20 protein-coding genes are annotated in these 24,189 nt (G+C 51.6%); 6 read left to right on the top strand and 14 right to left on the bottom strand.

The genetic code is table 11. The annotated features are described in order from the left end of the window. Positions 1-76: 76 nt before the first annotated feature. The 4 genes from QZN53_RS01075 to fmt are packed head-to-tail and all read right to left on the bottom strand — an operon-like array spanning position 77 to position 4,622. On the bottom strand, positions 77-1,780 hold the full coding sequence (locus QZN53_RS01075) for a hypothetical protein (RefSeq protein ID WP_163436848.1): 1,704 nt from the start codon (positions 1,778-1,780) through the stop codon (positions 77-79). Beyond that, complete coding sequence (locus QZN53_RS01070; protein WP_163436847.1) at positions 1,780-2,379, bottom strand: hypothetical protein; 600 nt, start codon at positions 2,377-2,379, stop codon at positions 1,780-1,782. The genes QZN53_RS01075 and QZN53_RS01070 overlap by 1 nt, the downstream gene beginning before the upstream one ends. Before the next feature lie 30 nt (positions 2,380-2,409). Then, positions 2,410-3,708 carry a transcription antitermination factor NusB gene (locus tag QZN53_RS01065; protein ID WP_294650967.1) on the bottom strand — a complete coding sequence of 433 codons (1,299 nt, stop codon included), beginning with the start codon at positions 3,706-3,708 and terminating at the stop codon, positions 2,410-2,412. Continuing rightward, positions 3,696-4,622: a methionyl-tRNA formyltransferase gene (fmt, locus tag QZN53_RS01060; RefSeq protein WP_163436845.1), complete on the bottom strand. Its 927-nt coding sequence runs from the start codon at positions 4,620-4,622 to the stop codon at positions 3,696-3,698. Before fmt ends, QZN53_RS01065 begins: the two co-directional genes overlap by 13 nt. A gap of 42 nt (positions 4,623-4,664) precedes the next feature. Here fmt and QZN53_RS01055 point away from each other — a divergent pair, with 42 nt between their 5' ends. Both QZN53_RS01055 and QZN53_RS01050 read left to right on the top strand, forming a co-directional pair. Then, positions 4,665-5,090, top strand: coding sequence for a CidA/LrgA family protein (locus QZN53_RS01055; RefSeq protein WP_163436844.1), 426 nt, complete (start codon positions 4,665-4,667; stop codon positions 5,088-5,090). Further along, positions 5,087-5,776: an LrgB family protein gene (locus QZN53_RS01050; RefSeq protein WP_294650962.1), complete on the top strand. Its 690-nt coding sequence runs from the start codon at positions 5,087-5,089 to the stop codon at positions 5,774-5,776. The genes QZN53_RS01055 and QZN53_RS01050 overlap by 4 nt, the downstream gene beginning before the upstream one ends. Before the next feature lie 4 nt (positions 5,777-5,780). Here the strand turns inward: QZN53_RS01050 and QZN53_RS01045 are convergent, their stop codons facing one another. Continuing rightward, on the bottom strand, positions 5,781-7,157 hold the full coding sequence (locus QZN53_RS01045) for a nitroreductase family protein (RefSeq protein WP_163436842.1): 1,377 nt from the start codon (positions 7,155-7,157) through the stop codon (positions 5,781-5,783). Positions 7,158-7,321: 164 nt separating this feature from the next. On the opposite strand from QZN53_RS01045, the gene QZN53_RS01040 reads away from it, so the two are divergent. After that, a complete protein-coding gene (locus tag QZN53_RS01040) occupies positions 7,322-9,331 on the top strand; it encodes a carbohydrate binding domain-containing protein (protein ID WP_163436840.1) in 2,010 nt (669 codons plus the stop codon). Between the two features lie 90 nt (positions 9,332-9,421). Beyond that, a complete protein-coding gene (locus tag QZN53_RS01035; RefSeq protein ID WP_163436838.1) occupies positions 9,422-12,853 on the top strand; it encodes a PD40 domain-containing protein in 3,432 nt (1,143 codons plus the stop codon). Positions 12,854-12,983: 130 nt separating this feature from the next. On the opposite strand, the gene QZN53_RS01030 is transcribed toward QZN53_RS01035, so the two are convergent. From QZN53_RS01030 to QZN53_RS01015, 4 genes are all read right to left on the bottom strand, one after another. Beyond that, positions 12,984-13,436 carry a hypothetical protein gene (locus QZN53_RS01030; protein ID WP_163436836.1) on the bottom strand — a complete coding sequence of 151 codons (453 nt, stop codon included), beginning with the start codon at positions 13,434-13,436 and terminating at the stop codon, positions 12,984-12,986. 68 nt (positions 13,437-13,504) lie between these two features. Further along, on the bottom strand, positions 13,505-14,419 hold the full coding sequence (locus QZN53_RS01025) for a hypothetical protein (protein ID WP_163436834.1): 915 nt from the start codon (positions 14,417-14,419) through the stop codon (positions 13,505-13,507). A 3-nt stretch (positions 14,420-14,422) separates the two neighbouring features. After that, positions 14,423-14,863 (bottom strand): hypothetical protein, encoded by a 441-nt coding sequence (locus tag QZN53_RS01020; RefSeq protein WP_163436832.1) that lies wholly within the window; start codon positions 14,861-14,863, stop codon positions 14,423-14,425. Between the two features lie 50 nt (positions 14,864-14,913). After that, the gene (locus QZN53_RS01015) at positions 14,914-16,161 is read right to left on the bottom strand and encodes a class I SAM-dependent RNA methyltransferase (protein ID WP_294650955.1); all 1,248 of its coding nucleotides are present in this window, start codon (positions 16,159-16,161) and stop codon (positions 14,914-14,916) included. 124 nt (positions 16,162-16,285) lie between these two features. Here QZN53_RS01015 and QZN53_RS01010 point away from each other — a divergent pair, with 124 nt between their 5' ends. Further along, on the top strand, positions 16,286-18,181 hold the full coding sequence (locus tag QZN53_RS01010; RefSeq protein ID WP_163436831.1) for a glycoside hydrolase family 9 protein: 1,896 nt from the start codon (positions 16,286-16,288) through the stop codon (positions 18,179-18,181). Positions 18,182-18,311: 130 nt separating this feature from the next. On the opposite strand, the gene coaE is transcribed toward QZN53_RS01010, so the two are convergent. Further along, positions 18,312-18,881: a dephospho-CoA kinase gene (coaE, locus tag QZN53_RS01005; protein WP_294650952.1), complete on the bottom strand. Its 570-nt coding sequence runs from the start codon at positions 18,879-18,881 to the stop codon at positions 18,312-18,314. Positions 18,882-18,893: 12 nt separating this feature from the next. Continuing rightward, positions 18,894-19,763, bottom strand: coding sequence for a DMT family transporter (locus QZN53_RS01000; RefSeq protein WP_163436828.1), 870 nt, complete (start codon positions 19,761-19,763; stop codon positions 18,894-18,896). Between the two features lie 82 nt (positions 19,764-19,845). Here QZN53_RS01000 and mscL point away from each other — a divergent pair, with 82 nt between their 5' ends. Beyond that, positions 19,846-20,289 (top strand): large-conductance mechanosensitive channel protein MscL, encoded by a 444-nt coding sequence (gene mscL / locus QZN53_RS00995; protein WP_163436826.1) that lies wholly within the window; start codon positions 19,846-19,848, stop codon positions 20,287-20,289. Between the two features lie 48 nt (positions 20,290-20,337). Here the strand turns inward: mscL and QZN53_RS00990 are convergent, their stop codons facing one another. The 3 genes from QZN53_RS00990 to QZN53_RS00980 are packed head-to-tail and all read right to left on the bottom strand — an operon-like array spanning position 20,338 to position 24,187. Next, entirely contained in the window at positions 20,338-21,546 is a 1,209-nt protein-coding gene (locus tag QZN53_RS00990; RefSeq protein WP_163436824.1) for a DNA replication/repair protein RecF, read from the bottom strand. Continuing rightward, positions 21,543-22,574, bottom strand: a complete 1,032-nt coding sequence (locus tag QZN53_RS00985; protein WP_163436822.1) for a hypothetical protein — start codon at positions 22,572-22,574, stop codon at positions 21,543-21,545. The genes QZN53_RS00990 and QZN53_RS00985 overlap by 4 nt, the downstream gene beginning before the upstream one ends. Continuing rightward, positions 22,574-24,187, bottom strand: coding sequence for a hypothetical protein (locus tag QZN53_RS00980; protein WP_163436821.1), 1,614 nt, complete (start codon positions 24,185-24,187; stop codon positions 22,574-22,576). Before QZN53_RS00980 ends, QZN53_RS00985 begins: the two co-directional genes overlap by 1 nt. Positions 24,188-24,189 lie beyond the last annotated feature (2 nt).

Here is a 24,189-nt window from a genome sequence, read left to right as displayed (position 1 = left end):
CAAATGTGAAATGAGTAATGTGAAATGAATAATTCCTCATTACACATCTCACATTTCACATCTTTAATTACTTCTTCTAAAACGTCTTCTTAGCCTGACAAATAAAGCGGATGCGGTCATAGCCGCCGTTCACCGTTTCCATGTTTTCGTCGGCAAGCACATGCATGAGCGTTCCCGTCAGAGTAATGCCATACTTCGGGAACATCTGCGAGAACGAAGCGTCCCAAGTCCAGTCGCCCTTCACCACCATCGGATTCTGGCTACGCAAATTCCACTTGGCATCGCTCCTGTAGCGTAACGAATGGCTAATCTTGAAGGTCTTATTCAAAAGCCAGTCGCCCATAAAGCCCGTGTAGAATTCTGCCGGAGTCACTTCGGCATTGTCCACCGGACCTTCAATGTGTTCAAAGCCTGCCATCGCCGTAAATTTAAACATGTCGCGATACCAGGTATTCAGCCACAATTCCGCCGTCACGCCCTTGATCCAATCATCAATACGGGAGACACCGCCATAGCGAATATTCATCCAGTATTTTTCGAGGTATTCGTATTCATCAGCATCGAAAGTTTCGGCACCATGTTCCGCCCAAAGGCTTCCGCGGCCTCCGATAGAAACAAAGCCTCCCAGCGTATCCACATACGAAGCGTAGACCTGAATCAAGTTCATCTGGCCATCGGCAGTCAAATCAATTTCGTGGCCATCGTAAAATTCCTTGGTATCGGCCAGCGGGTTCAAGCGCGAACCCGAAATATTCTTGACGCCCACCACGACGCCCATATTTTCGGGAGCCGGAGCCACAAACTGAATGCTGTCCTGCACAAGCCAATCGCGTTCGTTCACACCGAATGTCACATCTGCCGTCAAACGCTGCACCGGTTGCACGCGCAGTTCCATAAACGGCCATGCCACGCGATCTTCTTCAAGCTCAGTGAAAACCGCTCCTTCGTCATCCACCGCGCGGAATGCCATACCGGCACCAATCTGGAAAATTCCCTTTTCGCAGGCCTTGCCGCACTTGTAGTAGACGGAGCCATTCACTTCTTTACGAGCGCCATCTTCTTTCTTGTGCCTATTTTCATACTCGATATCTTCGTAAGCAATCGTCAGCGACAAATCCTTGATATCGGCGCGCGCTTCTACACGAGGTTTGTAATGCGCCGGGACCCAGTGAGAGGTTGCCGTATAAGTCCACAAGTATTCTTCGCCAGCCAAGACCGATGCATTTACCAGCGAGTTCGTGTAACCGAGGCCGCCATACGCCGTACTGAACATGGCCCAGTTTGCACCCAGATGAGTGTAGTTGCCATCTACCATGTCACGGCGGTAATTATAGGAGCCACTGCAAAAGTGGTCATCCTGGAAAAATCTCGCCGTCGCCCACAAGCCCTTATATGACGGGCTGCGGAAACCGCCTTCCAGAATCGGAGTCCTGTTTTCAGGCCGATCACCACCTTCGGTAATAAAATCCTGGTAAATCAGATCGCCCAGTTCATTTCCAGTCTTAATCCAAATACCCGGTTCAAGCGGAGTCCAGGTCGGCGTGCCCGACATGCGGTTGAACAGCAAGCGGTCGCGCAACTTGGCAGGGGTCCAGAGTTCACTTTCCGAATGCACACCGCCCATGCCCAGAGGCCTATCAAATACAAAAGTCGGTCCACCAATCAAGAATGTTCCATCAGCACGGGTTTCGTATTCCATGCCTTCCATTTCAGCAGGAACCTGAGCCGCGGCAAAGCCCGCAGTCAAAAGAAGCGACAAAATCAAAGAACAATTTTTCATTACCAAAGCTTCCTTTCTACATAAATGCCCGCATACAACATATCAGAACGCTTCGGCAAAGTCCAAATTTCTTCCCACATAAAATTAAAGCCCACGCGATACCTTTCAAAATTCCAAAGCACCACGTTCAAGCGAGCGAACCAACCGAATTCCGTTTCGTTGTCGCCCAATGTTCCGCCCGGCTGCATGTATATTTCGTCTTTCACTATATCGTCATCCAAATCGGCACGAGTCCAGTTGCAAGCAAAACCGCCGCCAATGACAACCGGATGAATCAAGGGGAACTTCCAATCAAGTCCGAGTTTACCCGAAGCCTGGTGCACACCGTCGTAAGGAACCACATCCGGACGCGGCTTGAAATACGCGTAATGGAACATCACCACGCCATCGACGTTCTTCCAATACGAATAGCGGAAATTCAATCCGCCATACAACGTGTTGTAAGTAGCGTCAAGCAAGTCGCCGAACGGATAAATTTCACCGCCTTCAATTCCAAGGTACGCCTTGGAAAACGCGATATCTTCGACTTTGGTCGAATCTTCTTGGGCCAATGCAGCAAGCGCAAAGCCAGCCACCATCAACAAAAATTTTTTCAGCATCCCCATAAAATCCTATTCTTTTTAGGCAACTTACTTTCGACGCAAGGCCTGAGCAAAAAATCCGTCAAAGCGGGAATCTTCGGCACCCGGGAGCACCGCATCCCCATACTTTTCAAATTCAGAATTCTCTTTCACGAATCGGTTCACAATTTTAGTCGTCTCTTCAGGGTCCGGACTGCACGTCGCATACACCAGAATTCCGCCCGGAGCAAGCTTTGCCGAGGCGGCCTGCAAAATGGAGTACTGCAATTCGGCCAGTTCCTTGACCGATTCCGGCGTGATGCGGTAAACCGATTCCGGACGGCGGGCAATCACGCCCATGTTGCTGCAAGGCACGTCGAGGAGAATTCTATCAAAGGGGGAAGCCTCCCCCTCGCTCGCACGATTCCGTTGCTCGCTACCCCTTCTAGCGGGAGAGCCCGCAACGCCCCCGAGAACGTCGATGCATTCGACGCGGACGTTCGTGAGTCCCAATCGGTCTACAAGGTCATGCATTTTAAGTACGCGAGTTTCGGACACATCGCTAGCAAGAATTTCGAGCGAAGAATCCATCTCGGCCATAAGGGCTGCCTTACCACCAGGGGCCGCACACGCGTCCCAAACCTTAAGGCCCGGCTTCAAGTCCAAAAGCTTCACGACTTCGTAAGCAGACGGATTCTGCATGCTGAATTCGCCCTTCGTAAAAGATTCCGATTCCAGAATCGGTTTGAGCTTTGCGTCGGCAGGCACTTGAATGTAGCGGTCATAAAGAATGCTTGCTCCCGTGATTCCAAGTTTTTGCGAGAGCACCGGAGCCGAAGTCTTTTGCTGATTCACGCGAATCCATTCCACAGGGCGCTCAAGCGTCGCCTTGGCGAGCGCTTCGGCGCGTGTACCGCCATAAATATCGAACCACCTGCGCACCAGCCATTCGGGCACCGAATTCTCGATAGACACGCGCCGCACCTTTTGAGGTGGGAGCGCCGGCAGCCCGGACTTGCGCGCAGCATGCAGCACGGCGTTTACAAGCCGTGCAGAACCTTCTTGAAGGTTCGCCGCTTTCGCAAGCTCCACGCTAGTCGAAACAGCAGCATGGTCCGGGATTTCCATAAAGAACATCTGGAAGATTCCCATCTCAAGCACCGTCGCCACTTCAAGCGATGGCATTTTCTTTACGAGAGTTTTTAAAAAGTATTGCAGATACAAATGCCTACGGCATACGCCCAAGGCAAGTTCCATCGCGAAAGGCGAAAGTCCGCTTTCCTTGATAAAGCTACCGTCCTTCTGCCAAAGCACAAGAACGCGGAACGCATCCATTCTCTCTTTCAGCGATTCATCTAGCAAAAGCAAAGTCCTTCACGCTTCTGGATTCCGCGCATAAAGTCGGCCACCGGCATCGGCTTCTTACCTTCGGCCTGAATTTCAATCACTTCAAGCACGCCTTCGCCCGTGCCCACGTAGAATCGGTTATCCTTAAATTCCACCGCGCCCGGGGCCAGTTTCGGACCATTCTCCGGAGTGTCCGTCTTGCGCAAGTAAACCATACGGCCACCCAGCTTTCCATAGCCACCCGGCCACGGATTGAAGGCGCGAATGCGGTCATGAATCACCTTTGCGGGCAAATTGAAATCGATCAAGCCTTCTTCTTTTTTCAGCTTCGGAGCGCCACTGGCCTGTGCATGGTCCTGCGTCAAGTCCTTTTCGCGGCCTTCGAGCAACTGGTGAATGGCATCGTCCAGCGCTTCGCAGCCAGGCGCCACCATCTTTTCCAAGAGGCTTGCGGTCGTATCCTGATGGTCAATCACCACCGTCTTCTGAGCAAGAATCGGACCGTGGTCCATCTTTTCATCCAGGCGGAAAACAGTCACGCCTGTTTCAGGCAGGCCGTCGGCAATCGCACGCTGCACAGGGGCAGCACCGCGGTACTTGGGCAACAAGCTGCCGTGTACATTCACAGCGCCATGCTTTGCAACCGCCAAAATATTCTTCGGCAAAATCGAATAGGCAACAACCACAAACAAATCCGCACCGAAAGCGCGCAGGTCGCTCTCGAATTCGGGCGCCTTCAAATCAGTCGGCTGGAGTACGGGGAGCCCGTATTCGAGCGCCAGTTGCTTGACTGGCGGCGGCGTTAACACGCGCCCGCGCCCTGCAGGCCTGTCGGGCTGAGTCACCACAGCCACCACGTCTGCAAAATCAGATTCCTTGAGATGCTTCAAAAAACAGGCCGCAAATTCCGGCGTTCCCATAAATACGATTTTCATAGCATGAAATATAGAATATACTTTTCTACATTTACGCCCGAAATGAGAATACCGCTCCAACTTGCCGTCATTTTCGCCATTTGCGTCGCCGGGGAATTCCTCCACCGCATCGTAGGCGTGCCCCTCCCGGGGAACATTATCGGCATGGTCCTACTTCTCGTATTACTTTGTACAAAAGCAATCAAGCCGGAGCAGATTTCGGGCGTCTCGAGTTTTTTCCTGAACCACCTGGCGCTTTTCTTTTTACCGCCGAGCATTGCCATCATGGCCGTCGGCGACGAAGTCCTTTCAAAATGGCCCCTGCTCCTGTTTTTGTGCGTCGCCTTCACGCTCGTCACCATAGCCGTTGGCGGCCGCATTACGCAATTATTCATTCGCAAGCAGGAATACCGCGAAAATTTGGCATTGCGTGCAGAACGCATTGCCAAGCGAACATCCCATAACGAATCAAACGGGGGCGGAAAATGAACGCCATCATCAATTCTCCCCTGTTCGGAATTTTGCTTTCGCTCGTCGCCTTCGAAATCGGCGTTACGATTAGCAAAAAATTCAAGTATTCCTTCTTGAACCCGCTGCTAATTGCAAACATTCTGATTGTCGGATTCCTGCTTACTACTGGAATCAGCCTCGAAAGCTACAATGTGGGCGGAGACTATATCTCGGTCATGCTTTCGCCCGCCACCGTAGTACTTGCTGTCCCCCTCTATAGGCAAATTTCCAAGCTCAAACAATTCTGGAAACCGATTCTCGCCGGAATTTTTGCGGGCAGTCTCACCTCGCTTGCCTGCGTGATAGTCACAAGCAAACTCATTGGCCTGAGCGACACTCTCATGCTTTCGCTCTTGCCCAAATCTATCACGATTCCTATGGGTTCTGTGGTGTCGGCACAAATCGGCGGCATTCCGCCTGTTACCATTATTGCCATCACCATCACGGGAATCACGGGCGCCGTGGCCGCTCCTGCCGTATGCAGATTCTGCCGCATCAAGCACAAGGTGGCCCAGGGAATCGCTATCGGTACCGCAAGCCACGCACTCGGTACCACCAAGGCGATGGAAATGGGTGAAGTTCAAGGCGCCATGAGCAGCCTTTCTATCGGAGTTGCGGGCTTATTTACCGCCATCGTCGCCCCGATTATCATCAGCCTGATTTAAGATTTTAGACCTTTCCCACCAGAATTTCAGCGATAATACTTTCGCCTTCAGGGATTTCGCACAACTTTTTCAGTTCATCGTGATAGAAGAACCGCTCACAGCGAGTCGCCTTGCGAAGCATTTGCCCCGACAAGTTCATTGATTGCGCTAAATAGCCCGCATTCAAATTCATGTAGCGATAAGCACGTTCACCAAGCAAATTGCAAGATTCGTTTAAATCCGCCGTAAGCAAGAGTGCAAACGCCGTATTCTCGGCCACTTCGGGCACTGCATGGCACTTGGCAAACTTCTTGATATTCAAAATCGCCGACTGCATAAACACCGACTTGCGAACAGGCACATAGCGATAAACACCCGGGTACACAAACATCACGTCAAAGGAGATCACCCAGATTTTTAGAAGCCCTGCACCGAACAAATTGATTTGCCCGACTTCAAGCCAGCGGAGCATACTCGAAAAATCATCCAGGTCAAAACCCACTTTTCTAAACGGGTGCTGATTCCTCGAAGACATTTCAATATCTTCAAGCTTGCTCAAATAGCTTGCCGCATCGTACTTGGCAGGCGTCAGCGGGAATTCTTCGCCCGGATACGCCTGGGCCGAAAGTCTACGAATGCGAATACATTTCGTAAGATCAGTAATGTTTTCGGCGCGGTTCTGACGCATGAACAAAGCCGGGTATCGGGCCGGATCGTAGCCTACATCCGGTTCCATTTCGCTGCGGTTGGAATAAGCCGTTTCACCAACCCCTTCGTCTACCGAATCAAACGCAAGTTCGCTATATTCCGGGAACACCGCCAAAGCGGCCAAGGGAATCTCTGTCGAGGGCAAGCCAAGCGCAACCGCAATCTCGTCATCCACAAATCCACTTAGCGCAAAAACCTTGGCGCCCTTGGATTTTGAATGCAGCATGACACTTGCAGCACAGGCGCCCACATCTTGCATCACCTGCGCATAAGCCGATTCTCTATAATGCCAAACAGAACGTTCTAAAAGACCTGTAAAGATGTAAAGCAGCGGCGCTTCTTCTGCAAAATCCTTGTCCGGGAAGGCTACCACAATCTTTTTCATTTCTTCGCGGCCACCCACGCGAACCAATTGCCCCACCACATCGGGAACCTTGCTTTTGCCTACAGCATCATAAGCATAAACGCCATCGGGCACCTTTCGGCCTCGCACGACAACGTACACGCCCACCGGTTTTAAATTATCGCCAGACACGTAACCGAATGCAGGAATTTCACCTTGATGCAAGTCGATTCGGTTGCAACCTTTATAACGGCGATCCGGATTTTTCTGTGATTCCCAACACACATCCACGGGCTTTTCCTTACGGACAAAGCAAATGGATTCGTAGTATTTCTCGGAAAAAAAGCGCATTTAAACGAAATAATAGCAAAAAAAAGCCCCAAAAGACGCAACACACCCGATACACCCATGCAAAAACAAGCCAATTTACTAAGTTCATTTTGTCTATTTAATAATAGATTTAAGGCAAAAAGGGAATTGGGACAACCCAAGGTTTCAAACACAATGAGGTTCACATGAATTTCAAAACTAAATCAAGTTTAGCACTCTCTGCAGCAGCGCTTCTTTTCTTGAGTGCCTGCGGCGACGATTCCAGCAAGTCGGCTGCCCCCGACGAACCGGCAGTTAATCCGACTGATTCGACGACTATACCCACCCCGCTTCCGACGGATTCCACCACGGTTCCGGCAGATTCTACCACTAATCCAACCGATTCATCTGCAGCGACAAATCCGACTGTGGATCCGTCTACCCTTCCGCCTGAAGGCCCCATCACGCTTACCGAAGGCAAGGGCCTCCTGGTGGACGACTTCGAAGATGGCGACAATCATTCTGCAACCATCGACAACTATTGGTACACTTATAACGATAACGACAACGACGGAGCCTCTGTCATCACGACCCCTGTAAACGAAGACGGTGACATTATCGCCGGCGCCGTTAACAATGGTTCTAAATACGCCCTGCAAGTCAACTACACGCTCGACAAGGGCGAATACGCATACGACCCGTATGTGGGTTGGGGCATTCAGGTTGCCGAAGACGATGCCAACGGTCGTTTCGGTGGCATTACCTACTGGTACAAGGGTGGCGCACACGAAGTCCATATCGAAATTTCCGATGTCACGGACTACGACGTTCACCTGGCAAAGGTCAAGGCCTCTCGCACCTGGACCCAGGCCGTCATCCGCTTCAAGGACTTGGTCCAAGGCGGCTGGGGCGTAGAAGTCCCATTCGATGCCAAGCACATCAAGGCAATCAGCTTCCAGGCCAAGGGTAACGCCAAGGTCACTAGCGATTCGCTCTTTATTGACAACATTTACCTGCAAGACACTTCTGAAGTCGAAGCGGACAAGCCCGACATGACCATCAACGACCCGGTCATTCCGAAGATCGAATTCACCGAAGCCGAAATCACGGTCACGAACCCGCTGCAGGCAAAGGCCATGAAGTACCTGAACAAGGGTATCAACTTCACGAACTGGCTCGAAAATGCCGACGGCAAGTTCAAGGAATTCGTCTTTGACGAAACCGACATCAAGCTTTTGGCCGACAACGGTATCAAGAGCCTTCGTTTGCCGATTGACCTTGACCTGTACGCCACCAACCGCGACGAATTTGTCAAGGATACCACGGGAACCGTCCAGCTCGCCTTTGACGACAGCACACTCTTCACCGTTCTCGATTCCTTCGTAGAATGGACCGGCAAACATGGCATTTCGTTCGTGATTGACTACCACGAATATGACAATAGCTACAACGCTACCAGCGCCAAGGATAACAAGTATATCCAAATGATGGCTGAAACTTGGAAGCATGTAGCCGCCCACTATGCCGAAAACACTCGCGAAGACATTTTCTTCGAACTGCTGAACGAACCTGACATGAGCGCAGGTAAGGTAACCGCCGCCCAGTGGACCGTTGCCGCACAGGCCATGATTGATTCCATCCGCAGCGTCGACAAGAAACACACGATTCTCTTTGGTGATGCCCAGTGGTATTCTATCAGCTTGCTCGCCAAGCGCACCCCGTTCACCGACGACAACATCATCTACGTGATTCACACCTATGAACCGTTCGCCTTCACCCACCAGGGTGGTTCCTGGACCGACTACGCCACCATCAAGGGAATCCCGTTCCCCTACGATCCGGCCAAGTGGTCTACGGTTTCCGGCGACTTCGGTGTCACCAAGAGCACTCAGAGTTACGTAAAATCAAATATCAAGAACTACTACAAGACTGGCAGTAAGGAAGCCATCATGGAACAGATTCTCAAGGCCAAGAAGTGGGCAGCAACCAACAATGTTCCGGTTATCATCAACGAATTCGGCGCATTGAACCTCCGCTCCACGGCTCAGGACCGCTTGAACTACCTGACCGCCATGCGCGAAATCTGCGACACGCTCCAGATTCCTTGGACCCACTGGGGCTACACCGGCAACTTCTCGCTGTTCGAAGGTGATCTCAAGGGAACCAAGCTCATCGACGGTATCGACAAGGCCCTTGGCCTCGGCGCCGCTGAATAATAAACTTCAACATCATTAGCTCCATGGGCCGCGCAACCATTACAGGTTGCGCGGCTTTTTTACCCCCCTTTTTTGTATATTTTGAACACTATGCGTGCGTCTATTTCGAGCCTTTTATTTTTATGTGTTGGAGCAGCCTTTGCCAATGGTTTTTATGGCAACAATAGCGACATTCGCTGGAAGGCAGCAAGCACAGACCACTTCAACTTTATTTACCCGGCCGAATACAGTTCGCATGCTGCAAAAGTTTCCGCCTACGCCGAGGCGGTCTACGATTCTGTCGTAAGCCGTTACCATCACGATTTACCCGGCCGCGTCAGCGCAACGCTAAACAACGCCCTTTACAGTAACGGCAACGCCATTCCGAGCGAAAACTCGATTAACCTTTGGCTCACCAACTGGGACTTTAAAATCCGCAGCAGCCACGGCTGGCTTTCCGACGTGGTCACCCACGAATTCAGCCACTTGGTCAGTATCGAAAACGCAAGCAAGTTCAAACCGAGCATTTACGGTCTGCAAGTCAGCTATACCGACTACTACAACGAACGAACCACGCAAGATTTCGCAAGCATGATTCCCTTCACGCTGCAGCCGCTCTGGCTTGCCGAAGGTACAGCGCAATACGAATCGAGCCGCATGGGCTTTGACGCTTGGGATAGCCACCGCGACATGTTGCTTCGCGTGGCCGCCCTGAACGACTCTCTCCTCACACTCCCCTACATGCACGACTTTTCGGACAACTCGCTGTTTGCCGAACTTGGTCCCTACACGCAGGGATTTTCGCTCGTACGCTACATTAGTGCCACCTATGGCGAAGACGCCATGCCTAAAATTTGGCACGAAATGTCCAAGTACAACAGGCTCACGCTCGACGGCGCCATCAAGAAGGTTCTCGGCATAAGCGAACAGGAACTCTACGACAACTGGAAAAAAGCCATTACCGAACAATACAAGGCTCAACGCGATTCCCTGGGCACGCTTGTGGAAGGCACCAAGATGACCGAAGGATCCTTCTGGCAAGACTTCCCGGTGGTCGCTGGCAAAAACCTTTACGGCGTTTCAAACTTTGGCGGGCTCTGGTTCGACGGCGGACTTTTCAAGATGCCGCTAGAGCCTAAAGACACAAGCAAGAAGGACGAAGTTGTCGATGGCGTTGAAATCGGCGAAATCACCGTCGAAAACGAAGCCGCAGATTCTACGATTGAAATTGGCGACTACGCTAAGCACGGATTCAAACTCAAAAAGCCCTGGCTTGACAAGGGCATCGATATTTTCGAAGACAGCGTGCAAGGCCCGATGCTCGCTTACGTAAGCTACCAGAACCGCGACAAAGATGGCCATGCCCACTTTGACATCGCCGTAAGCGACACCAACAAGAATTCTGTAACAGTCACCTACCTTGCCGACGCCGTGTATCCGGCCATCGACAAGCAAGGTTCCACAGTCATCTTCGCCATGCGTGAGCCCTACAGCACGCGCTTCAAACTCGCCAAGGTTCCGTACCCGAAAGACATCAAGGATTACACCTCTGAAGATCCGGTAGACCTCTTTGTACCGGATTCCAAATTTGACTACTACAATATTTACAGTCCCAAGTTCAGCCCCGACGGCAAGCGCATCGCTTTCGGATTCTTTGACGATAAGACCCGCGGCATCGCCATCATCGATAGCGACGGCAAGAATTTCAAGATTGTCTCAACCGAAGGCTTTGACGAACGCGATGTAAACTGGATTAACGACGACAAAATTGTTTTCGCAAGCAACCGAAACGGAATCTTCAACCTTTTCGAAAAGACTCTTTCGACAGGTGCCGAGCGCCCGCTCACAAATGTGCTCGGCGGCGCATTCACTCCGGCCCTTGCAGGCGACACGCTCTACTTTACCGAATACGACAAGGACGGTTTCTCGCTCTATAAAATGGCCTACGGCGCAACCCCGATGGTCAACGACACCACCGTAACCGTGACCGAGCGCGACAGCGTTATTCAAGTTGCAGACACCACATGGAATTGCGAAGATTCTACAGCAAGCGACTCTTGCAAAAAAATTCCCGCCGTTGCCCTCCGCGATTCCGTTCTGAAAATTTCAGACACTACACGCACAGTCACGCAAAAACCTGCGGACGCCCAGATTACTCTTCGCGGCACACTTCCCGCCCGCACAGAAAAGCCTCTTGAAATTGCCGACATTGAATTCGCCGGCATCGAGCGCGACTACAAGCCCATCCCGAACATTCCGCTATTTGTTCCGATGCTTGTATTCAGCGAAAATGCTCCCGACCTCACCGTCTTTGGAGACGGCAAGCTCAAAGTCAAGGCGGGCCTTGCCGCCATCATCAGCGACGCACTCAAGAAGAACACCGTACAAATCGGATTCTTGCTGGAACTCGGCAACGGCATTGACTACATTAACGGCGATGGTCTCAATCCCGAACAAGAAAAAGAATTCTTCGTTTCCTGGGAAAACAAGAGCACGCCTATTGACCTCTCGCTCAGCTACACCTACGCCAACTACACCAGCAAGGACACGCTCCGCTACGAAGATGTACGTGCCAACGGTGGCGACAGCATCGGCATCACCCACTACGCCATTCCGATGCAGGCCATTATGGCTGGCGCTGGTTACAGCATCTTCAAGAGCATCGACACCTTGCAAGTCGCGGTCGGCTACGACTGGGCAAACTTCAACCTCTACGAAAGCAACTTTGACTGGACTTACCAGAAACGCTTGAGCATGCTTATCGCCCTCGGCCTTTATGGCGACCATGCCGAAGGCTCCGAAATCAACGGCCAAGGCAACGGGATGCGTCTCTACTTGCAGTCCTCCAATTCCGACTTGTACCGCCCGGGAACATTCGCCGAAAGCTTTACGGTCAACTCTAACGGCAAAATCACGCCCAAGTACCGCAACTTCCACATCAACGAAGTCGGCCTGAATCTTTACGGTAGCATCCAGAGCCCGCTCACTGGCGCCCGCCTTGCGGCCGGCGGAAAAATCGCTGGCGTGTACAAGTGGAGCACCGACGCCAAGCAAGACACTCTCGACTCTTACTACTACGACGCTCTATTCCTCGAAGGCTATCCCTACTTGCGCAACGCCGAAAACTACACGCTCGCCGGCATGCGCACCGCCATCGCCGAACTCCATTACCTGTACCCTGTGTACGACGATTGGCGTAAGAGCGCTTGGATCTTCGAAACCCGCAGTTTCTACATCGACTTGTTCTCGCAAATGGGTGCCGCCTGGAACGGCAAGTGGTTTGACACCGACAAGCTCACCGACCACCGTTTCTGGGACCGCTCCGTGGGCCTCACCTTCCGCATGAGCAACCGAATCTTCTACAGCGTGCCGTTCGACATCTCGCTTACGCTCGCCCGCGGCCTGAGCCGTATCGGCGAAGACGAGAACCTGCACGGCGGCGAAAAGCTCACGCCGATTGACCTTCCGGCAATTCCCGAAAGCATCGCACCCACGAGAATCAAGTTCTCCATTGGAATGGGGTTTGTCAATAGTTGGCAATAGCCAACTATTAACCGCTACATCTGAGGCTCGGTCATGTACAAGCCTTCGGTTTGTCCGCGACTCTCGCCTTGCGATGTAGTCATAAACAGCTGGCAGTAAGCCAGGAATTTGTAGCAGGATCTGCGGCGAGCTAGAGTTCGCCGTATTTTTGTTTGGGCTTGACTTCGCCGGGTAGCAACTGTCCCGGACTTGTGCGCTGGCCATCTTTACCCGTAAAATTCGGATTATAGGGCTTGACCTGCGCCTTCTTCTGTTCAGCCTGCAAGTCCAGCATATGCCGTTCCCATTCCTGCATGGCCTGGTCCAGTTCGTTGCGGGCATTCAGCATGAGTTCCTTCAGCTGCATCAGCTCAAGCATCTTGTCACGCTTCATGATCCACAACTCTTCTTCTTCGGGCATACGCTCGATATTAAAGAGCAAGTTCAGGTAATCTTCTTCGGCTTCACGGTACGCCTTTTCCATTTCCTTATAGACCATATAACGGTCATCAACCATCGTCTGTTGCGGCGACGGATGCGTGGCACAGCCCACCATGGCAAGAGCCACAAGGAAAAACAATTGTACACAAAAAAACTTACGCATAGGCCATTAAAATGTGAAATGTGAAATGAATAATGAACAATTAATAATTACACATCTCACATCACTAATTATTCATTCTCTTCCGGTTTCTTGATCGTATACAGTCTTTCGAGCGTTATCAGGCTCTTGAAGGTCGTCGTGTCCTTCGTGTCGGGATTCACCATCGTGTGCGTACCGACCTTGACTTCACGTTCCTGGCAGGGAACACCCGTCGTCGGGTCAATCATCACTTCAAACTGAGTCTGGTATTCCGCCTTGAGTCCCTTATTGTACTTCTTGAATTCTTCGGGGACAATGCCACTATTCACATGCTGTTCCCAAATATAATACGGGAAACTTTCCTTTTCCTGCAAGTACACAATGTAATCCAGGCAGCGACGATGGTCGCGATTTTCAAAGCCCTTCACCACCACGGAGTCCACCTGAATCAAGGCAAAGTTCAAGCGTCCCTGATCCTTGAGCATCTGCGTAATGTTACCCTTGGTCGGCACTTCGCCCAAAAGCATGTGGTCCATTTCCCAGCGGTGCTTTTCCAGGCGTTTCAAATGCGGCTTGTAATCCGGATTCAAAAGTTGCTTACGCCACACTTCAGGCATCGGGATTCGGGCAAGCAGGGAATCGTATCCATCTTCAAGGCCTTCAATCGTCTTCACTTCGCGATCAATGGCAGCCACATCCACAGACTTAACGCGCCAAGCCAGTTCCGAAGGCATGTAGTTCTTCAAGTATCCGCGAGACTTGTCCATCACGTAATCGCGGTGCACCTTCAAGGTATCGCCTGCATTGGAATATGTCAGGTTCGCATAAGCGGCCGTCACCGTTCCCATCTGTTCGTTACCCTTCAGGTCAATTGTCGAAAAATATCCTTCGGCATAAAGTTCCACCACAACAGGGGCGTCCACTTTATAGCTCACGTTCACTTTGGATTCACCGCAACCGCCAAGTACAAGGGCAGCTGTGACTGCACATAAAATTTTCTTCATGAATTACCGATTTTTAGTAAGTAGAATCTGTTTGGACAAAAGCACCTTGCCATCGCCACTGACTTCAATGACAACCGGGCCCGGTTCTTTTTTGCGACATAGTTCACGGGCGGTCATCACGCCCATATGATGGCGAGACTTGCCCTGCAGCGTATAAACCCACTGTTTGTCACTAACGGCCACTTCGTGGTCCCAAATCTTTTCGCCCTTGTGGGCAATCGTGCCTTCGTAGAAGGTCGTCTTGAGCATTGAAAAGTCAAAGCTCTTTCCGTAGCGGAACTGGACAATCAGCGGGTCCCTCATTTCGAACTCGCTCATGGTATCGGCCACGACATCAAGGGCCGGGTTCCATTCTCTTCCGCATACGATAGCGGTTTCCTCAACCGAACATCCTGCAAACAGGCTAGCCATCGCCGCCATGAATGCAACGAACCATTTTTTCATACATGCCTCCTTGTATGCACTTTTAAACTAGTAAAATACTAGTTTGTCGGCTATCTCGAAAGCACAAACAACATTTCTAAATGGGGTGTCTGGGGGTAAAAAGCGAAACCTTCGGCCTTTTTCAGGGCAAAACCGGCATCCCGGAACTTGGCAAAGTCCCTCGCAAGCGTCACCGGGTCGCAAGAAACGTAAATCAGGCGGTTCACGGAGCTTTTGGCAATGGCCTCTAGCGCAGTCGGCGGAAGTCCTGTCCGCGGAGGGTCTACAATCAAGGTTGCAGGAACATCCACCACGTTTTCGGCAAGCCAATCTTCTGCGGGGGCAGACACATTCTCTATGTTAATGGGGACGGGGGACACCCCCGTAACGCCCCCGTTTAAATTCACACGGGCATGCGTCAAGCAGCCATCGTCACGTTCTACGGTCGTCACCTTTTTAAACTTGTCCTTCAGAATCGCAGCAAAGAATCCGACTCCGCTGAACAAGTCTATGAGCCAGGCATCACTCGCTTCGCCACTTGCAATGCCTTCGTCAACTGCATTCTGCACAGCAGTCACAAGTTCCGGCAAAAGCGCCAAATTGCTCTGGAAAAACACCGAGGCATCCGAGCGGATTTTCTTGCCCGCAATTTCAACGATACTCACGGAATTCTTTTCAAAGTCGGCAGAAGGCATTCCCTTGTAATAATAACTGACCTTGCCAGCTCCGTTATCAAATACATTCACATCCAATTCAAAATTCTTGGGCGGGCGTTTGGAATTACAAACAAATTCTTCATAGATCCGCGAAGCGTTCTGTTTCAAGAATTCATTGAGCGCAGGCGTCAACACCGGGCAGTTTGCAAACGGAATAATTCCGTTGCTCTTTTGCATGCGAAATCCGTAGCTGACTTTTCCACTTTTAGCGCGGGCGATTACCACTCGGGCACGATTTCTATAGCCCCATGCAGGCCCCGTATGGATCTTGAAATCTTCCGGCAATTCAATGCGGGCAATTCGTCTGAAGTTTTCGCGTTCCACAAGCGCCGAGCAAGCGGCCTGTGCTGAACTTTCCAAATGTTGCAAGCTGCACCCGCCGCACTTGCCATAAAGCGGGCATCTCGGCTCCGCGCGGTCGGCACTCTTTTCCGTGATTTTAATCACCCGACCCCGCGTAAAATCCTTCTTATTCTGCAAGATTTCCACTTGACAAAGTTCGCCCGCAAGCGCACCTTGCACAAAACACACGCGTCCATCGGGCAGGCGGGCCATTCCTTCGCCGCCTTGCACCATCTTTTCTATACGGAGCTCATAAATCACGACGCAAATATAACATTTTCGCGTCTCTCATTAGTTTTCAGCCGTAACCACTTTCTACCCTCCGCCCCCTACCTACTATTCTTCAAATGGTCTAGATTTATAGACAACAAACAAGGATGTTATTATGGAGTTCAGAAAAATTCTTCCCCCAATGCTTGCGATTACGGCACTGAGCGCAAGTAGCCTCTTCGCTGCCACGGCCTACCACAACCAGGTCGGTTTTTTGACCAAGGGTCAAAAGCAAATGGCCGTTGTTGGCGCCGAAGGCAAAGAAATCGTTTTCAAGACCTCTAGTGGCACCGAAGTCTTAAAAGTGACTGCCCCCGAGGCCCAAGTCTGGATTCCTGCAGGCGATACCGCCGCCTCCTTGGTCGATTTCTCTGAAATCGAAACCGAAGGCAAGTACCAAGCCTATATCGATGACGAACCCATCGGCCACCCCATTACCATTGGCGACAAGGCCCTCGAAGAAGCCGGAAAGGCCTCTATCAAATTCTTCTATTTCCAGCGCGCCTCAACCGCCCTCGAAGAAGAATACGCAGGCATTTACGCCCGCGCCGCAGGCCACCCGGATACCGCCGTCAAGTACCACCCCTCCACCGGCAAGACCGATACCGAAGCAACCTTTAACGGTGCCAAGGGTTGGTACGATGCTGGCGACTACGGCAAGTACATCGTGAACTCCGGCATTTCTACCTACACACTCCTTCAGCTTTACCAGCAGAACAAGGAATACTACGACACCCTCAAGCTGAACATTCCCGAAAGCAACAACGAAATTCCCGACCTTCTGGACGAAATCCGTTGGAATCTGGACTGGATGCTTACTATGCAGGACGATGACGGCGGTGTGTTCCACAAGCTCACCACCAAGCAGTTCGCCGGCACCATCATGCCCGCCAAGGCAACCGCCCAGCGCTTTGCTATCGGTAAAGGCATCGAAGCTTCCTGGGACTTTGCAGGTGTTGTAGCACTCGCCTCTGAAATTTACAAGCCCTACGATCCTGAATTCGCCCAGAAGTGCATTGACGCCGCCCAAAAGGCTCGCAATTGGGCATTGACTCACCCCTACGATATTTACGAACAGCCACGTGACGTGAGCACAGGTTCTTACACCGGTTCTGTCGAATGGGCTTCTAGACTTTGGGCAAGTATCGAAATGTACCGCGTCAGTGGCGACACCTCCGTAATCAACGAAGTCAAGGCTCTCCCCATCAACAACAAGAAGGCCGCTCTCCAAAGCTGGCAGAACAACTATATGCTCGGCGTTTTCACCATCGCCACCAACCCCGATGTCTTTGATGCCGAAAAGGTCGATTCCGCCACCGCCATCATCACCACGATGGCAGATAAATATGTCAATAGCCTCGAAAACAACGGCTACGGCGTTGCTCTCGATAAGAGCGACTTCAACTGGGGTTCCAACGGAATTGCAGCCAACAAGGGCATGGTCCTCATTCACGCCTACATCTTGACAAAGGACGAAAAGTACCTGAACGCCGCCCGAGGCATTGTGGACTACATTTTGGGTCGCAATCCGCTTGACAGGTCTTACCTCACTGGCTATGGCGTCAACCCGACCATGAATCCTCACCACCGCCCGAGTCAAGCAGACAGCATCGAAGCTCCTGTTCCGGGAATGATTGCCGGTGGTCCGAACGCCTCTGCAACCGACTGCGCAAAAAGCTACACCGACGCCAACGCCGTCGCAAAATCCTACTACGACAACTCTTGCAGCTACGCCACCAACGAAGTCGCAATCAACTGGAACGCTCCCTTCGCCTTCGTAATCGGCAGTCTCCAGGCAATTGCTTCCACAGGCAAGTCCTACGACATCAAGGCTCCTGTCGCAGCCAAGTACGAACTCACCTCTATTCCGGCCGCCCGCAATAACATCAAGATTGCTCCGCAAGCAAGCAGCAAGCGTCTTGTGCTCCGCGGCAAGAAGGTTCAGGTAGAATACACCAACCGAAACGGAATCAAGAGTTACTTCAGCATCAGCGGCAAAAAAGTCCGCTAACTGAAACAAGAACCTCCCAATCCCACCCAATACAAAACGAATGCAGCATCATTTGATGCTGCATTTGTTTCATACTCAAGAATCTTTTTTGTCACACTGATTCGAATTTGCTAACGCAAATTCATTTTTTTTACAATATATTTTTAATTGCATTCTGCAATTGCGCTTCGTCGCCAGAGTTGTCAATAAAACGAATTTTCTTGCCCGGAAATAGCTTACGCCATTCTCCTTCGCTATCTTTCGCCGACTGCAATTCAATACGGCGCTCTGCATCCGCTTCGCTAAAGCCTCGGTTTTCAACCAAGCGATTCTTGCGGACATCGCGGGCAGCACTCACCACCCAGATTTCATCAAGCTTGGCCACTAAATCCGGCACGTTTTCGAACAAGGCTGCCTCTACAAACGCCGGATTTGCACGGAGCAGATACTGCGTAAGCACCGGGTAAACAAGCGCCTCTAGGCGCCCTCTGGCAGAAGCATCCTTAAAGACCAAATCGGCCATACGGCTCCGGCTAATGCCTTTTTCGGTCAACATATCCTCGCCGAATTCCTTGGCAATCGCCGCCCGCAGATTCTTGTCGTCACGGTACAAGTGATGCACAGCCACATCCGCATCAATCACGCGGATTTTACGGTCGCGCAAAATGCGACCGACAAGCGACTTTCCCGCACCAATTGTTCCTGTAATTCCAATCATCATCAAACCAAGACTTTATTTTCCAAGCGCAATCAAGCAAATACCCAGAATCACGCCTAGCAAGGCAACAAACTTCATCTTGCTCTTGCGTTCCTTGAAAAGTAGTAAACCAGCAAAGAACGAAATCAGCACGCTAGAGCGGCGGAACACCGTAATAATCGAAATCAAGGCGTCAGGGTCACTCACTGCCACAAAATAGCAGCGGTCCGCCACAATCAGGAGTACCGCCACCAAGACCATGGACCAGCGGAATTTAAAGGGAGTCGTTTTGTGGCGCGTCGGGAACCACGTGACCGCGCAAATGGCAAACTGCCAGAGAGCCATGTAAATGCTGAACCACACCTGAACCGTAAGCGGGTCAAAGTTCATGCGCTGCAGAATAAACTTGTCATACACGCCACTGCACGCCGCCAAGAGCGTACCTAACACCATGCATATCACCCAGCCGTTGCTAAAGAAATGCCCCATTTCTTTACGACCCGCAAGGCTTAAGCCCACATAAGAGCAGATACAAATGGCAACACCTATCCACTGGAGCGCAAACGGGCGCTCGCCCATAAATGTCACTGCAATAAAAATCGTAAACACTGGCGCTAACGCGCGAATCGTCGTTGCAATACTCAGCGGCAAGTGCGCAAGAGCGTTATAGGTCAAAATCCAGCTACCGCCAACAATGGCCGCCTTGCCGAACAGGTAAATGTGGCTTTGCAAGGGTAAGCTTTCGCAATGGCCCGTCAAAAGGAGCGGGCTCATAAAGAGGGCGTAAAAAGCGCTGCAAAAGAACAGTGTCACACGGACCGCATTGTCCTGCACCGACTTTTTCTTGGCAAGATCATAACACCCCAAAAAGAATGCCGAAAGTAAAGCTAAAACGAACCATGACATAGCGTGCAAAATTTAGAAAACCCTCTTGCCAAAGCGATATTTTAAACATATTTTTATCTTAACTTTAACAAAAGGATCCAATATGGGAATCAAAGGTAAAGCATCGTCCCTGCTCGAAGAATTCAAAGCCTTCGCGTTCAAGGGTAACATCGTCGATATGGCTATCGGTGTGATCATCGGTGGTGCATTCGGCAAAATCGTCACCTCCTTCGTTAACGACATCGTTATGCCGAGCGTTACCGCCATTATCGCCATGGGCGGCGGCAAGGATGCTGGCGAAGGCCTCAAGGCTCTCGCATTCACGACGGCCGAAGGCGTGACCATTCCTTACGGAAGCTTCATTGGCGGCATCATCGACTTCCTCATTGTCGCCATCGTGGTGTTCATCGTCATGAAGAAGTTCCTCGGCTTCATGCAGAACATGCGTAAGAAAGAAGAAGAAGCCCCGGCAGCACCTCCGGCACCTCCTGAACCGAGCGCCGAAGAAAAGCTTCTCACCGAAATCCGTGACTTGCTGAAAAAGTAAGCAAAACGATTTTCAAGAAAAATGCTCCGCACTCAAGCGCGGGGCTTTTTATTTATGACCAAGTTCAATTTCCGCTTCGGCCTTAAACGGCAATTCTTCTAGCTGCGGAGTCGCAATAATCACCTGGCATGCCTTTTCGCGAATAAGCGATGCCACCGCATCGCGGCGGTTCACATCGAGCTCCGCAAAAATATCATCCAGCAAAAGTATCGGTTTACTCAGGTAACGAGTCGCCACATCGACCGCGGCAAAACGCATGGCGACCGCAGCACAGCGGCACTGGCCTTGCGATCCGCAAGTGCGCATTTCAGAATCGCCAATGCACACGCCCAAGTCATCTTTATGCGGGCCAGACAATGTAATCCCCTGAATCTTCTCGGCAAATTCCAAACCGGCGAGCTTACGGCGGTAAGCCTCGCGCAAGGCATTTTCATCGACCGAGCCGTCTTCAGAAGCTCCCGATTCCGACGCGATATAGAGCGAGCCTTTATCGGCAGCCATCGCGGCCTTGTCAAGTTCGGAATCGTCCAAAAATTCCGCGCCATCGAGAGCATCCAATTCCTTAAGAATCGAACTCTTGTAGGCACAGGTGATTTCATCTACCCCGCCCGAAAGCTTGCGGTAATAGCCGGTAATAATCGGCGAGATTTCTTTAGAAAGTTCAATGCGGGCGGCCCAGAGTTTGGCACCCAAGTCTACCAGCTGTTCCGTAAGAACCGCCAACAGTTCATCGCCACCGGTAGCAAAGCCTTCGCGCTTGTATTGGCGCAGCCATTGGTTTCGCTGTTGCAATATGCGGCGGTAACGCTTGAGCACCGCGGCATTTGCCTGCGAGCGGTAACAGAGAATTTCATCGAGCCAGTGCCTGCGCACTTCGGGTGCCCCACGCAAAAGTTCAATGTCCGAAGGCTGCATCACCACAGCCGGAATGTTACCAAAGAATGCTGTCGGAGACTTAAGGCTTTCACCGTTTTCGCGCACATCTGTGCTACGGCGGCCCACGCGAATGGCGCGCTTCGTTTCACGGCCTGCATCATCAAAAACGGCGCGCAAAATCAATTCGTCGCCGTTCCAGGCAATCATTTCCTTTAAATCGCGGGCCCTAAACGAAAACCCTTGCGCAAGCAGGTGCACCGATTCCAATATAGACGTCTTACCACAACCGTTTGGTCCGTGAACCACAGTGATTCCCGGTCCAAACTCTTGTTCAAAGCCAGACAAGCTGCGTACGCCGTCTATATAGATCTTTGAAATCACGGAATATAGCCCCGCAGGCCAAAGCTAAGCGGAGTCCAAATTCCCGCTTCCGTTTCATAAATCAGGGCGTAGTTCACATCGAAGGGGAACTTCTTCTTGCCAATGCGAATCATGAACTTGTAGCCGGCACCCACCGTCCAGTCCAGGTCATCCATACCCACACGGAGCGTGCCGTCCGGAATCACTTCGCATTCAAAGCCCACACGCCCCGTCCATACATGCAAATCGGGGTCAAAGGCCAGGAGCGTGTCGGCCACCTGGTAATCCAGCGCTTCCATCCAAGCGTGCACGGGTAAGCCCGCAATCTTTGAACGGTAACCCACACCAATCTGCAGCACCTTCGGGCGCACACCCTCGGTACTCTCTACAGAGTTGTCAGTACTGGTATTCTTACTCCATCTGGCAGACAAGTTTTTGCTAAAGCTCAGGTTGCGAATCACCACGGACGTCGACCATTTTTCATTCCACTGTCGAATCCAGCTCAGGTTCACCGTCACCGGACTGCGGTAATCATCGACCACTTCGGCAACCCCATCGTAGTATTCCGAAATGTCCATGTTGTCGTAGCTCATCGAGAACGACAAGCCGAATGCATCGCGACGCGTGGCACGGTAAGCAAGGCCCAAATACATCATGGTAAAGTAAGGCGTTGCCGTACCCATGGTTTCATCGTCTTCGTTAATCACGTCGAAGTTCAAGTCTCCGCGGTAAAGCATGGCAAAGCCAATGCCCATGCGCCTACCCACCGGGCCTTCCAGGCCAAGCGAGCCGCCCATTCGGTCCAGGTCGCGCTTTTCAGCGTTCAGGTTATAGCTCAAGTGTTCCCTAAAGCCAAGAATAGCCGGGTTCCAGTAAGCCGCAGGCATCGACGCCGTATCTGCAGAGCCCGTGTTACCACGGCCCAGTTCGCGCGTACCCGCGCCCATACGTTCCACAAAGCCGTCAAAGCTACCCAGCGTCGCCTTTTTGCCGGCAAACGCAGCACCCGTAAGCATCAGGACCAGCACAACAGATAAAATCTTCTTCATTACTTGTGCCCTCCCAAGGTCATCACCTTGCCCCAGCCCACATGGCCGTGGTTATCCTTGACGCGCACATAGTACACGCCCATGGTGCAGGGCCTGCCCGCCTTATCCTTACCATCCCAGAAGTCTTCCTTCGGGTTCGTACTGCGCGAAGCATCCGCTCCACGCGGGGCACTCTTTACAATCGTGCGAATCTTACGCATATCATAGCTAAACACATCAATCGTAATCTTGGAATCCTTGCCCACCTTGTAAGAGACAAGCGACTGGTCGCCCGCCGTAATCACCGACGGCACCATGCGTACAGAACCGAGATCGTTTCCGAGTTTGGCGCGGTTCAAAATCGGAGTCCAAGTCTTGCCCGAATCCGCCGAAACAGAAATACCGTTGCCGTAGGTTGCAAGTGCAAGGCCAGTCACATTCTTGGCCAACGGGAACGAACAAATCGAGGTTATGCGGAAATCGCGGTCAATTGCACCGGTCGCATAGCCATAAAGCCATTCGCTCTTTCCGTCGTCATCCACATCCCAAGCGCGAATTCCGGCAGAATCCAGTTTAAAATATCCGCTCACGTCACCGCCCGAAACGGCAACAGCCACAAAGGCCGTATTGCCGATAAAGGCTACATCGCTCACGGTATAGTCGCCTTCATCGTAAATATCCTTCTTCTGTTTCTTGCCGGCCGTATCCAAGAAAACGGCTTTCGCAAAATCCTTGTCCCCTTCGCGGAGAACCCACAAGGCGCCCTTCATCGACTCCTTTTCCATGCGCGAGGTTTCGGCAACAATCGTCAGCGGGTCGCCACCCATCCAAAGTCCTGTCACGCGGGCACTCGTATCAAGCGCCGTAGACACCTTGGCCACCTTGCCGTCAGCGCTACGTTTCCAAAGCCCCTTAGATGTTGCCATCCAAATGTCACCCGTTTCCGGATGCTGCTTGACATCAAAAATGCGCGGATTTTTCTTGTCTTCCCACTTGTAATTCGACTTTGCCGAATCAAGCGCATTCGTTTTCAGGTTCAACTGATACAAGCCATGCTTTACTTTATTACCAGACGCATCGTACAAGCCAAGACCAGCTGCACCGCGGGCCATCCAAAGTTGCTTCTTGGAAGAATCATACGCAAAGCCGCTCACGGCATAGTACATAGCCGTATCCAAATCAGTCAATGCTTCGGGCACTTCTAGCGGAATTTCATAAATATTGTCAATTCCGCCCACTCTCAAAATTCCCGTCGGCTGCAAATATTCGCCATCATCGTCCAGGCCAAACATCGGCAGCACATAGCCAATCTTGCCTGCATAAATCGAAGGCGTCCTACGGTGTTCCGCAAGAACGTCTCTAAAAATGCCATTCTGCGTCGCAGTTACCGAATCCGTCATCTGGTCCTGACGAGATTCCACCACCTGCACGCCGTTTGAACCCACTTTAAGTTCCAACAGCGTCACGCCGCTATAAATATCGCCACGGGAAAACACCCACAGCGTTCCCGTTTTTCCCGTTTCGCTTACGTTCAGCGCACCATTGCTAAACAAAGTTTCAGCCGCAAACGCTCCCCCAACAAAGGTAAAGACAAGCGCCAAGGCATTCACGTATTTCTTGAACAGTCTATTCATAA

This window comes from uncultured Fibrobacter sp., from assembly GCF_900316465.1.
In the GTDB taxonomy this organism is placed as follows: Bacteria; Fibrobacterota; Fibrobacteria; order Fibrobacterales; family Fibrobacteraceae; genus Fibrobacter.
The sequence above is the reverse complement of the archived record's forward strand: the minus strand, read 5'-3'. Positions and strand labels throughout refer to the sequence as shown.

What these genes read in the sequence shown, in the direction of transcription:
- QZN53_RS01075 (WP_163436848.1), bottom strand. Translation starts at nt 1,780, where the DNA reads ATGAAAAATTGTTCTTTGATTTTGTCGCTTCTTTTGACTGCGGGCTTT.
- QZN53_RS01070 (WP_163436847.1), bottom strand. Translation starts at nt 2,379, where the DNA reads ATGCTGAAAAAATTTTTGTTGATGGTGGCTGGCTTTGCGCTTGCTGCA.
- fmt (WP_163436845.1), bottom strand. Translation starts at nt 4,622, where the DNA reads ATGAAAATCGTATTTATGGGAACGCCGGAATTTGCGGCCTGTTTTTTG.
- QZN53_RS01055 (WP_163436844.1), top strand. Translation starts at nt 4,665, where the DNA reads ATGAGAATACCGCTCCAACTTGCCGTCATTTTCGCCATTTGCGTCGCC.
- QZN53_RS01050 (WP_294650962.1), top strand. Translation starts at nt 5,087, where the DNA reads ATGAACGCCATCATCAATTCTCCCCTGTTCGGAATTTTGCTTTCGCTC.
- QZN53_RS01045 (WP_163436842.1), bottom strand. Translation starts at nt 7,157, where the DNA reads ATGCGCTTTTTTTCCGAGAAATACTACGAATCCATTTGCTTTGTCCGT.
- QZN53_RS01040 (WP_163436840.1), top strand. Translation starts at nt 7,322, where the DNA reads ATGAATTTCAAAACTAAATCAAGTTTAGCACTCTCTGCAGCAGCGCTT.
- QZN53_RS01035 (WP_163436838.1), top strand. Translation starts at nt 9,422, where the DNA reads ATGCGTGCGTCTATTTCGAGCCTTTTATTTTTATGTGTTGGAGCAGCC.
- QZN53_RS01030 (WP_163436836.1), bottom strand. Translation starts at nt 13,436, where the DNA reads ATGCGTAAGTTTTTTTGTGTACAATTGTTTTTCCTTGTGGCTCTTGCC.
- QZN53_RS01025 (WP_163436834.1), bottom strand. Translation starts at nt 14,419, where the DNA reads ATGAAGAAAATTTTATGTGCAGTCACAGCTGCCCTTGTACTTGGCGGT.
- QZN53_RS01020 (WP_163436832.1), bottom strand. Translation starts at nt 14,863, where the DNA reads ATGAAAAAATGGTTCGTTGCATTCATGGCGGCGATGGCTAGCCTGTTT.
- QZN53_RS01010 (WP_163436831.1), top strand. Translation starts at nt 16,286, where the DNA reads ATGGAGTTCAGAAAAATTCTTCCCCCAATGCTTGCGATTACGGCACTG.
- coaE (WP_294650952.1), bottom strand. Translation starts at nt 18,881, where the DNA reads ATGATGATTGGAATTACAGGAACAATTGGTGCGGGAAAGTCGCTTGTC.
- QZN53_RS01000 (WP_163436828.1), bottom strand. Translation starts at nt 19,763, where the DNA reads ATGTCATGGTTCGTTTTAGCTTTACTTTCGGCATTCTTTTTGGGGTGT.
- mscL (WP_163436826.1), top strand. Translation starts at nt 19,846, where the DNA reads ATGGGAATCAAAGGTAAAGCATCGTCCCTGCTCGAAGAATTCAAAGCC.
- QZN53_RS00985 (WP_163436822.1), bottom strand. Translation starts at nt 22,574, where the DNA reads ATGAAGAAGATTTTATCTGTTGTGCTGGTCCTGATGCTTACGGGTGCT.
- QZN53_RS00980 (WP_163436821.1), bottom strand. Translation starts at nt 24,187, where the DNA reads ATGAATAGACTGTTCAAGAAATACGTGAATGCCTTGGCGCTTGTCTTT.